This window comes from Frankia sp. AgPm24 (assembly GCF_023243055.1).
GTDB classification, from domain to species: Bacteria; Actinomycetota; Actinomycetes; order Frankiales; family Frankiaceae; genus Frankia; species Frankia umida.
In genome coordinates this window covers 1-9,365 of the sequence record NZ_JALKFW010000020.1, presented here as the reverse complement: position 1 = coordinate 9,365, position 9,365 = coordinate 1, and the positions used below count along the sequence as shown (strand labels likewise).

The window sequence follows — 9,365 nt, the reverse complement described above, 5'->3', positions numbered from 1 at the left end:
GAACTGCAGGTAGATCCGCCAGGCGCCGGGGCGGGGCAGCAGCGCGTCGAAGGTGAGGGTCGGGCCGCCGCGGCCGGGGGCGGGCCGCCCGGTCGCGGGGGTGGTGCCCCGCCCCGGGGCGCGCGGGCGCGGCCCGGGGCCCCGGCGTCCAGGGCAGCCTGCGCGTCGTGCTGCCCCTGGCCGCCCCCCACGAACGCGCCGGCGTCCTGGCCGCCCTCTACGTCCTGTGCTACCTCGCGCTCGGCGTACCCGCCGTCGCCGCCGGCTGGCGGGTCACCCACGTCAACCTCGAACGCACCAGCCGCGAATACGGCCTGGCCGTCATCGCCCTGGCCGTCATCGCCCTGGCCGCCCTGCTGCGCCTACGCCGGACCCCCGCACCCTGAGCCCCGTCCAGCGCATAGTGTCGGCTGTGGCACCGGAGCGTTCGCGGCCCGCCTGGCCCGCGCGTCGAACAGATCGACGCCGTCGACCGCTGCGCGGCGATGGTCGAGCAGGCCAGGCGGCGCACCCCGCCCAACGTCACCCGCGTTCTCGTCGACGTGCTGGTCGACCCGCTGCCGGGTGAGGACTACGACGCCATCGTCTCGATCACCGCGCTGCACCACATGCCGTTACCGGACGCCCTTGCGGTGCTCGCGGCGGCGCTGCGCCCGGGTGGAGTCCTGGCCGCCGTCGTTCTTCCCCGCCAGGACCTGCGCCGGGAGTGGCCCCTCGAGCTCACCGCGGCACTCGCCCACCCCCTGCTCGGCGCGGTGTTCCTGACAAACAGACTGCTACGGGGCACCCGGATGTTCCCGAAGGAACACCACACGCGCACGGGCATGCCCGTCGTCATGAACCCGCCGCTGACCACCCGCCAGGCCGCCCACGTGGCCGCCGCGGTGCTGCCCGGCGCCCGGGTGCGACGGCTGCTGTTCTGGCGCCACCTGCTGCTCTGGGAAAAACCCACCCACCACGACCCTGGTTCGGTCACGGCGACGGAAGGACCGTAGGGTCGCCGCGTGCGTGAGGATTCCGTGGCCCCGGCGCTCACATCGTCCGAGCGGGTGGTAGCGGATGCGCAGAGCGCGCTGTTCGCGCCCCGCTTCGCCGCCGCGGGACGGAGGAGGAGACGATGGTGCTGCCCCGGTAACCCCCGCCGCTCACGTCCTGGCCATGGTTCATCCTGCAGGAAGGGAAACATGCGGTACGGCGAGGTCTGGTGGGCGGATTTCGGCGAGCGTCGCCTGGTCGTCCTGCTCTCGGGAGAACCGACGTGCGGGTTCCGTGCGATGCGGGTCGTCGAGCCCGCGGGCACCGACCTGGGTGACCTGGCCGTCGAGGTGGCCGTGGGCGCACCCGAGGGACTGCCACGTGAAGGCGTCCTGCCGACCGCGAAACTCGACGAGATCGAGGAACTTCTGCGTCTCGGCTGATGTCGATGCCGTAGTCGGCGAGCCAGGACGTCAGCTGCTCCCGCGACACGGTCGCAAAGCAGCCGCCAGTGAATCTTTGATCCTCGCCCTCGTCGCACCTGATACCCGACCCGCCTGGCCGGCCCCCGGCCGGGGCGTCGGAACAGCGTCGATCTCCTGACACCAGGACGAGAACCGTCACGACAGCCAGCTTCCAGCGGTGCCCGCCGCTGCCCGGTGCAACCGGTGGTCCCGTCGGTCTGGCTGGCACGCTGGCCAGATCCGCCCGATTTTCCGCGGATGCTACGGCGGCCCCAGCCCGTCGGAGCTCGGTGGCTTCGCCGAGTTCCGTGACGTCCTGGCGACCTGGGCCTCCAACGCGGTGATCCGGGCCCGGGCCTGTTCCAACTCGGCCCGCAACCGCGCGATCAGCGCCGCTTGCTCCACCACCAGCGCCGCGAGCTCGTCCTACGACGGCCCCGACGGTGCGGGCGGAAACTCGGACACACCCGAACCCCACGACCCGATCAACCACACCACACCAACACCCCGAGACCGTCAAGCCATCAAAATGTCCCAACCAGACGGGGAATCACCAACGAACGATCTACGAGACCTGACCAGTTACGAATCTCCGAACTTCCCCAACATGCGTTGTCCGAGATTCCCTTCATGCGCGGGAATCACACAGCGTGCCACACCCTTGCCCGATAGACATTACCGCTGATACTATTCAGTCAAATTCCGAATTTCTCGGCGACATTTCCATGGCTCATCGAATATCGAGGCACGACCAGGTCAACGTTAGATTCCACGGACATGTGAGCAGGGGTTGACGTGAAGCGAATAATCACAGTACTTTCTTCTTTCCTGATCACCGCAGTGGCGTTCTGGATGTGCTCTCCCGGCAGCGCGTCAGCATCGCCACCTGGAACAGTAGCCTGGAGGAGCAGTATCAACTTGCAGTGCCTGGACAGCCTTAACAACGGCTACCTTTACACGCTCGGCTGCAATGGTGGAGATAATCAGGCCTGGTATTGGAAAAGGGGTTCGGGCAACAGCGGAGACAAGATCATAAATTCTAAGACCGGCCGCTGCCTGGACAGCAATGCTCGCGGGAGCGCCTACACGCTCCCCTGTAACGGAGGTTCGTTTCAGCTGTGGACCGCCACCCCCACCGACCCCAAGGGAACCCGCACCTGGAAGATCCAGAACAAAGCGACGGGGCGCTGTTTGGCCAGCACTTTGTCTGATAAGCCGTTCACGATCCCCTGCCTCAAAAGTTCCCCGATTCAGGGCTGGATCGAACTTTAATACTCAAGATCATCTGGTTGGTCATGTCATACCGCGTCGGACCAGACCGGTGAGATGATCGACGTCGACCAGGACCCGGTTGGCGATCTCCCCGCGTTTCAGCAGCGACCACACACCTTCCACCGGGTTCAGCTCCGGACTGTACGACGGCAGTCGGATCACGGTCAGCCACCGGGAGTTCGCCGCGATGAACGCGAGCATCTGCGCGCACCGATGGGTGTTCAGGTTGTCCCAGTCCAGCACGAGCGGCCGGCCCAACCGGCGGTGCGCCGCCACGATCAGATCCCGGTACTCCGTCCAGAGGAACGCCTTCGGTTCACCACGACGGCCCCGAGGCTGGCGCAACCGGTAGAACCAGCGCGGCACCTACCCAGACTGGTAGCAGGCCAGCCCCGCGATCGAGACCCGCCCCGACCCGCCCCCACGCACCCGCACCACCGGCGACTGTCCCCGCCGACCCCCACTGGTCACCCGGGGCGGCCGCAACGTCTGCCTCGCCTCATCCTCGAACACCAGCCAACCCCCGGTGATCCCACTAACGGCGATGGTTCCGGCTGAGCCCCCCGCGGCGGCCTACAGCCCCCGCCACAGCACCCCGGCCACGGTGAGCGCCAGGACCCAGTGCCGCGTAATTGACGGATCTTGATTCTGCCTCCTGCCTCCTCCATCCATCTCGGTCGATCTTGGGGTTGGTGTCGATCAAGTCGCAAGTGATCGATAACAGGTCGGCTGCGGCGAGGCGCAGTACTCGGCGATCGCGGTACGCGCGGCGCGGCGGGTTGGACAGGTGTCCCGGTATACGAGTTCGTTCTTGAGCGTGCCGAAGAACGACTCTGCGGCAGAGTTGTCCCAGCACACGCCGTGGCCCCGACCGATGGGCGTGCACCGTGGCATTTCAGGAGGCGATGGTAGGTATCCGACGTATATTGCGCTCCACGATCGGAGTGGAAAGTCGCGTTCTTGGTCAGGGTGGTTCGAGAGGCCGTCATGGTGAACGCGTCGATGATGAGCTCGGTGCGCATGTGGTTGGCCATCGACCAGCCGGCGACTTTCCGGGAGCAGAGGTCGATGACGGTGGCGAGGTAGAGCCATCCTTCGCCGGTGCGGATATGGGTGATGTCCCCGGCAAGCTTCTCGCCCGGGCGGCTGGCGGTGAAGTCGCGGCGGACGTGGTCGGCGGGCGGCGGGGCCTGGCCCGGGACGGTGGTGCGGCGGTAAGCCCTGGGCTGGCAGGCTTCCAGCCCCACACGGCGCATGATCCGCCGGGCGCCGTAGGTCTGGCGGGAGGCGGCGAACACCGCCCGCACGTGGGTGTCGAGGGTGGTGTGTCGACGGGGCGGGGTCAATGCCGTGAAGCTTAAGTCGATAGCCGTCTGGACGACCATGTTCCACGCCGCTACCTCAGCGTCCTGCGCCTGGCCCCCCGCGGCGAATGAGGCCAGAGCGGCGTCACCCGCGGCCCGCGACGCGGCGCGGGAGCTAACCGAAGAAGTCGAGCAGGGCCGGGGCGATCACGTCGGGACGGCCACGTTCGTCACGGTTCTGGGTGACCCCGTGCCGGTGGCCGGCGAGGGTGACCCGGCGCGCACCGGGGATGACCGCGGCCAGCCCCGCCACCGCCGTGCGCAGATACGGCCGGGTCGCGGCGCAGTCCACGAGCAGCACCGAGCTGCCGATCGCGGCGAACTCCGCGAGACGGTCGGCGTTGTCCCGCACGACGGCGAAGTCCACCGCCAGCGCCGCGGCCTGCGCCCGCCGCGACGCGGAACGCAGCATCGGACGCGAAAGCGCCGCCAGCACACCGACCGGCAGCCCGAACAGCCACGGCGGCCCCATCTGCGCGATCTTCAGACCCAGCCCCATCATCGTCGCGAGATCACCCGCGGCGACCGCCGCGTCCAACCGGGGCGCCAGATCAAGACGCATCGAAGCGTCCACCGACAGCGGTGGTTCGAACAGGGCCAGACGGTCGATCATCCCCGGATGCGCCAGCGCCGTGCGCGCGGCGATGATCGCACCGGAACTGATCCCCAGCACACACCGGGCACCGGTCGCGGCGAGCACCGCACGCAGATCGTCCACCTCCACCGCGGTCCCCGCCACCCGCGGGTAGGGGCCGCTGGCACCACGCCCGCGCCGGTCGACCAGATGGACGCGGTGGCATGCGGCGAGCAGCCCGGCCAGATCCGCCTGACTGCCGCCGTCCTGCATCGCGCCGTGCACGACGACCAGCCCCGGGCCCGCCCCGAGGCTGCGACACCCCAACGGCGTGCCATCGGCGGCCCGCACCACACTGTCAGCGACGTTCACACTCCCAGACACCCTTTTATCTTAGTCGCTAAGATATCTGGGTGTCACCATGGAACGGTGACCAACGACCCGGACACCGAGCTCCGGCAGGACCTGATCGAACGGCTGCGGCTGCTCGGCGAGATCGACTCGACCCAGACCGCCCTGTTCCACCAGCGCGCCGCCGCCACCTACGGCCTCGGCGTCACCGACATGAAAGCGCTGAGCATCCTGCTGCGCGACGGACCGCAGACCGCCGGCTCCCTGATGAGCCAGCTTGCCGTGACCTCCGGCGCCGTCACCGGGGTCATCAACCGCCTGATCGCCCAGCACCTCGCCCACCGCCAGAGCGACCCGCACGACAAACGCAAGGTCGTCGTCACCGTCGACCTCGCCGGCCTGGCCGCCCGCGACAACGTCTACCTCGGCATCGGCGCCGCCTTCGACCGGCTCCACGCCACCTACACCACCGACCAGCTGCGGTTCCTCATCCGCCACCTGGAAACCGCCATCGAGATCACCCGCGCACGGACCGCCGCCCTGCACCCCAGCGCCGACCCGCCCACCCGCGGCCCCCGCCGACACCCCTGACCGCCCACCCGACCAGCGGCACCCTTGCTCCCACCAGCGACGCCGACGCCGGCCGGCAGGGGGCGCCGTGACCCGGTAGCACCGGAGCAGGCGACGCTCAGCGGCGCCAGGGGGAGCGGGAGGTGTGACGCGGCACGGGTTCGGTGGCCGCCCAGATCCGCCGCCAGCGCGCCCCGGGTGTGCCCGGGGCGCCGCGCAGCCGGGCGTTGACCGACACCGCGCTGCCCGTGGTCGGCCGGGTGCCACCGCGACGTCCCAACGCGCGTGGCGCTCCCACGCCGACCGCGACATCCTCCTGCGCGACACCCGGCTCCACCACACCCGGCTCGGCGGCGGGCTCGGCGGGGGGGCGAGACACGGGAACCGTGGGGGAGCCGGCGACCCCGGCCGTGCCCGTGACATCGATGTCCGCGGCCGGCGGGGCGGCCTCGGCCAGGGCGGCGCGGGTCGACTCCCACCAGGTCGTCGCGTCCTCCGCGCACAGACGGTCCACCTCCGCGGCCAGCCGGGCGGTGAACGTACGCACATCCTCCCCGTCCACCGGACGCATCGGCGCACCGAAACGCACCGTCACCTGCGGACGGCCCGGCACCGGCCAGCTCCGGCCCCGCGGCATCGCCGCATACGCCCCCCGCACCCCCACCGGTACCACCGGCACCCCGGCGTTGATCGCCAGATACGCCGCGCCCAACCGGAACCGGCCGCGCGCCCCGTCCTTCGACCGCGTCCCCTCCGGGAAGATCACCAGGTTCCAGCGGTCACGCAGCAGATCCAACGGCATCGTCGAGGGCACCCCACCGCTACGGTCGATCGGCACCGTCGCGAACGCCAACGCACTCGACGCCCCCCGCCACACACTGCCGAAGAAGTAGTCGGCCGCCGCCGTCACCGCGGTCCGGGACCGCACCCGCGGCGGCAGCGCGCACAGCAGCATCGGGGCGTCCAGATGACTGCTGTGATTCGACACGATGATCACCGGGGTGTCGCCGACGGTGTCGAACACGTCCGCGCCGAAACCGTCGACGCTCAACGTCGTGTGCAGCAGCGGGCTCATCACCCCGCGCAGGAACACCCCCCGCGTCACCCGCGCCGCCCCCGACCGCGCCCATCCCGTCGGGAACTCCCGCGCCGCCGACCGTCCCGGCCCCGCGACCCGCACCGGCCCCGACCCGGCGACACCCCCCGACCCGGCCTCGGCCGGCGCCCCCACACCGGACCCGACATCCGCCTCCGACCCGGAGTCCGCCTCCGACCCGGCCTCCGACGCGGCTGCGGCGATCACCGACGGCGGCGCCTCGACGGGCCGCGGCCAGCCACCGGCCGCCCGCAGCTCCCGCGCCGCCTCCCGCAGCCCCACACCCCGCCGTGGCCTACCCATACCGCTCATCCCCGCCTCTGCCGATCTTGACCCGCCGACACACACCGTCCACCCGCCTGCGCCCGACCCTCACCGGACATCCGCGACCAGCCGCGGCGGAGCGTGCAGATAGGTGACCGACGGATCCCGCCCGACCGACCCGGACACGATCTCCAACGCGTCCGCCAACGTCGACGCGGCCCGCAACCCCAACCGCGCACACACCACCCGATCCCCCCCGACCACCACGACCTCACCCAGATACGCCCGCCCCGGCGCCATCTCATACCAGCGGTGGAACGGATGCACCCCGGGCAACGCCAACGACGACCGGTACAACGACTCGTACCACGGATCGGTGGCGTACCGACGTTCGAACTTCGCCTCGATCGTCGCCGGCTCGGTCGACTCCGCCAGCACCTCGGCGTAGAAATCCACATACGACGGCTGATGCACCTGCGAGAACCGCGCCGCCATCGGATGGTAGACGATCATCGCACCATGCTCGCGGACCACCGGCCGGCCCGTGTGCCGACCCAGCACCTCCGCGAGCGCCCCATGCGCGCCCAGCACCGCGTCCCCGGGACCCGAACCGTGGTGCACCCCGAACGGCGCCGACCCCACCACCAGCACATCCGTCTGACCCTCGACACCGACCCGCTGGCCCGCCTCGACCAGCGCCCACGCCGCCTCGGTGACCGCCCGCACATCCCCGGCCCCCACCGAGGTGACCGCGTAGTCGGCGGCCGTCTCCTGCCACACCCGGCGTCGCGCCCAGCCCCCGAGACGGTCCAGCCCACGCGCGGCGGCCAACGCCATCGCCTGATCGGGCAGCGACCACTCCCACTCACGTCCGGTCAGGAACCCCGCCGCCGCCGGACCCACCGCCGCGTTCACCGTCGCCGTCACCGCGAACACCGGCACCGCGCCCGCCAGCACCCCACCCAACCGGCCCAGCACCGCCCGCGACCCACCCCCGGCCACACCACCAGCCACGTCGGAGGAGCCAGGGGAGCCGGAGACACCCACCGTCCCAGACGAGCCAGACGAGCCAGGGGAGTCGACCGAGCCAGGGGAGTCGACCGGGGTGGGGGAGGAGAACCAGCCGGCCGCATCCCGCATCGCCGCCGACACACTGCGCGCCGCCCGCAACGACCCGTACGACGCCACCCCCGCCGCCAGACCCGCAAGACCCCCCACACCCGGGTCCTGCACCACCTCCACCGAGATCAGCAGATCCGCCTCGGCGACCGGCCGGGCCACCCGCAGCACCTCCCCGGCGCCGCTGACCCCCACCTCCACCAGGTTCGCCTCGTCGAACGCGTCATGACAGGCCAGCCGCTGCGGCCAGAACGAACGGAACACCCGCTCACCCACCAGCGCCTCGACCTCCGCCGCCGACCGGCGCCGCCCCAACCCCGTGGCCACCACCAGCCGCACCTCATCGACACCGGCCGCCGCCACCACCGACAGCACCCGCTCCAGCAGACGCGCCCGCACGTCCACCCCGCGCATCCGCGGCGCCGGCACCCCCGCATCCGAGACCACCAGCACCAGCCGCAGCCCCGGACGCAACAACGACACCAACGGCGCACTGCCCACCGGCGCCGCCAACGCCGCGTCCACCGCGGCCCCCACCGCGTCGACCCCCGGCCGCGGCAACGGCGGATACACCACCCGCGTCCCCACCGGGAAACGCTCCAACAACACCCCGTCGCCCTGGTGCACCAACAGCGGAGGAGTCCGCTCGTCCACCTCGAGCACGAACCCCGGTCTCACCGACGCACATCCTTTTCCGTCCGCCGCATGAAGTCACCCTCCACACGGACCCCGACACCACCGACCTTGCCAGCCCCCGACCCTGCCAGACCCCCCCGACGGCCCGTCACCCGCCCACCGCCGGATCGAACGCGACCCGCACCACACCCGTCCGCCGGGCCCGCAGCGCATGATCCACCGCCTCCCGCCACCGCGACAGCGGATACACCACCCCCACCACCTCATCCAACCGCCGATCCCCGGCCAGCTCCCACACCCGCGCCGCCACCCCGCCCGCGGCATCACCCGCCCCGACAGCATCACCGCCGTCCACATCCCTGTCGCCCACCCCACCCGCGCCGACCAGCGTCAGACCACGCGCCCACACCGGAGCCAGATCCACCCGACCGGACGGCACCCCCACCAGCACCACCCGACCACCCGGACGGGTCGTACGCACCGCCACCGACAACCCCGACGCCCGCCCCGACGCCTCAAACGCCACATCCACCCCACCCAGCAGAAAATCCTCGCCGCCGCGCGGCGCCACCCCCCCCCCCCCCCGCACCCCCCCCACCCCCCCCCCCCCCCCCCCCCCCCCCCCCCCCCCCCCCCCCCCCCCCCCGGCCCCCCCCCCCCCCGCCCCGGATAACAAAAAG

At 71.3% G+C, this 9,365-nt stretch carries 11 protein-coding genes and 1 pseudogene; 5 read left to right on the top strand and 7 right to left on the bottom strand.

What is annotated here, in order from left to right; genetic code table 11:
• The first annotated feature begins 167 nt into the window (after window positions 1–167).
• The 3 genes from MXD61_RS04910 (at window position 168) to MXD61_RS04900 (ending at window position 1,418) form a co-directional block, all read left to right on the top strand.
• Window positions 168–386: a hypothetical protein gene (locus tag MXD61_RS04910; RefSeq protein WP_248811665.1), complete on the top strand. Its 219-nt coding sequence runs from the start codon at window positions 168–170 to the stop codon at window positions 384–386.
• A gap of 99 nt (window positions 387–485) precedes the next feature.
• Entirely contained in the window at window positions 486–995 is a 510-nt protein-coding gene (locus MXD61_RS04905; RefSeq protein WP_248811664.1) for a class I SAM-dependent methyltransferase, read from the top strand.
• A 189-nt stretch (window positions 996–1,184) separates the two neighbouring features.
• Entirely contained in the window at window positions 1,185–1,418 is a 234-nt protein-coding gene (locus MXD61_RS04900) for a type II toxin-antitoxin system PemK/MazF family toxin (RefSeq protein WP_248811663.1), read from the top strand.
• A 282-nt stretch (window positions 1,419–1,700) separates the two neighbouring features.
• Here the strand turns inward: MXD61_RS04900 and MXD61_RS27875 are convergent, their stop codons facing one another.
• Complete coding sequence (locus tag MXD61_RS27875; RefSeq protein ID WP_248811662.1) at window positions 1,701–1,847, bottom strand: DUF6444 domain-containing protein; 147 nt, start codon at window positions 1,845–1,847, stop codon at window positions 1,701–1,703.
• Window positions 1,848–2,291: 444 nt separating this feature from the next.
• Between MXD61_RS27875 and MXD61_RS28675 the strand changes: the two genes are divergently transcribed.
• Window positions 2,292–2,711 (top strand): RICIN domain-containing protein, encoded by a 420-nt coding sequence (locus MXD61_RS28675; protein WP_374628454.1) that lies wholly within the window; start codon window positions 2,292–2,294, stop codon window positions 2,709–2,711.
• 21 nt (window positions 2,712–2,732) lie between these two features.
• On the opposite strand, the gene MXD61_RS27500 is transcribed toward MXD61_RS28675, so the two are convergent.
• The 3 genes and pseudogenes from MXD61_RS27500 to MXD61_RS04880 form a co-directional block, all read right to left on the bottom strand.
• A complete protein-coding gene (locus MXD61_RS27500; protein WP_248811661.1) occupies window positions 2,733–3,077 on the bottom strand; it encodes a transposase in 345 nt (114 codons plus the stop codon).
• A 378-nt stretch (window positions 3,078–3,455) separates the two neighbouring features.
• Window positions 3,456–4,060, bottom strand: a pseudogene (locus tag MXD61_RS04885) (IS3 family transposase); the annotation flags it as partial.
• Between the two features lie 130 nt (window positions 4,061–4,190).
• The gene (locus tag MXD61_RS04880; RefSeq protein WP_248811660.1) at window positions 4,191–5,033 is read right to left on the bottom strand and encodes an alpha/beta fold hydrolase; all 843 of its coding nucleotides are present in this window, start codon (window positions 5,031–5,033) and stop codon (window positions 4,191–4,193) included.
• Window positions 5,034–5,078: 45 nt separating this feature from the next.
• Here MXD61_RS04880 and MXD61_RS27870 point away from each other — a divergent pair, with 45 nt between their 5' ends.
• Window positions 5,079–5,591: a MarR family winged helix-turn-helix transcriptional regulator gene (locus MXD61_RS27870; protein ID WP_248811659.1), complete on the top strand. Its 513-nt coding sequence runs from the start codon at window positions 5,079–5,081 to the stop codon at window positions 5,589–5,591.
• Window positions 5,592–5,688: 97 nt separating this feature from the next.
• Here the strand turns inward: MXD61_RS27870 and MXD61_RS04870 are convergent, their stop codons facing one another.
• The 3 genes from MXD61_RS04870 to MXD61_RS04860 all read right to left on the bottom strand — a co-directional run bounded on the left by MXD61_RS04870 (window position 5,689) and on the right by MXD61_RS04860 (window position 9,274).
• The gene (locus MXD61_RS04870; protein ID WP_248811658.1) at window positions 5,689–6,969 is read right to left on the bottom strand and encodes a lysophospholipid acyltransferase family protein; all 1,281 of its coding nucleotides are present in this window, start codon (window positions 6,967–6,969) and stop codon (window positions 5,689–5,691) included.
• A gap of 69 nt (window positions 6,970–7,038) precedes the next feature.
• On the bottom strand, window positions 7,039–8,727 hold the full coding sequence (locus MXD61_RS04865; RefSeq protein ID WP_248811657.1) for a lactate racemase domain-containing protein: 1,689 nt from the start codon (window positions 8,725–8,727) through the stop codon (window positions 7,039–7,041).
• A 106-nt stretch (window positions 8,728–8,833) separates the two neighbouring features.
• Window positions 8,834–9,274, bottom strand: a complete 441-nt coding sequence (locus MXD61_RS04860; RefSeq protein WP_308222678.1) for a zinc-binding dehydrogenase — start codon at window positions 9,272–9,274, stop codon at window positions 8,834–8,836.
• Window positions 9,275–9,365: the final 91 nt, after the last annotated feature.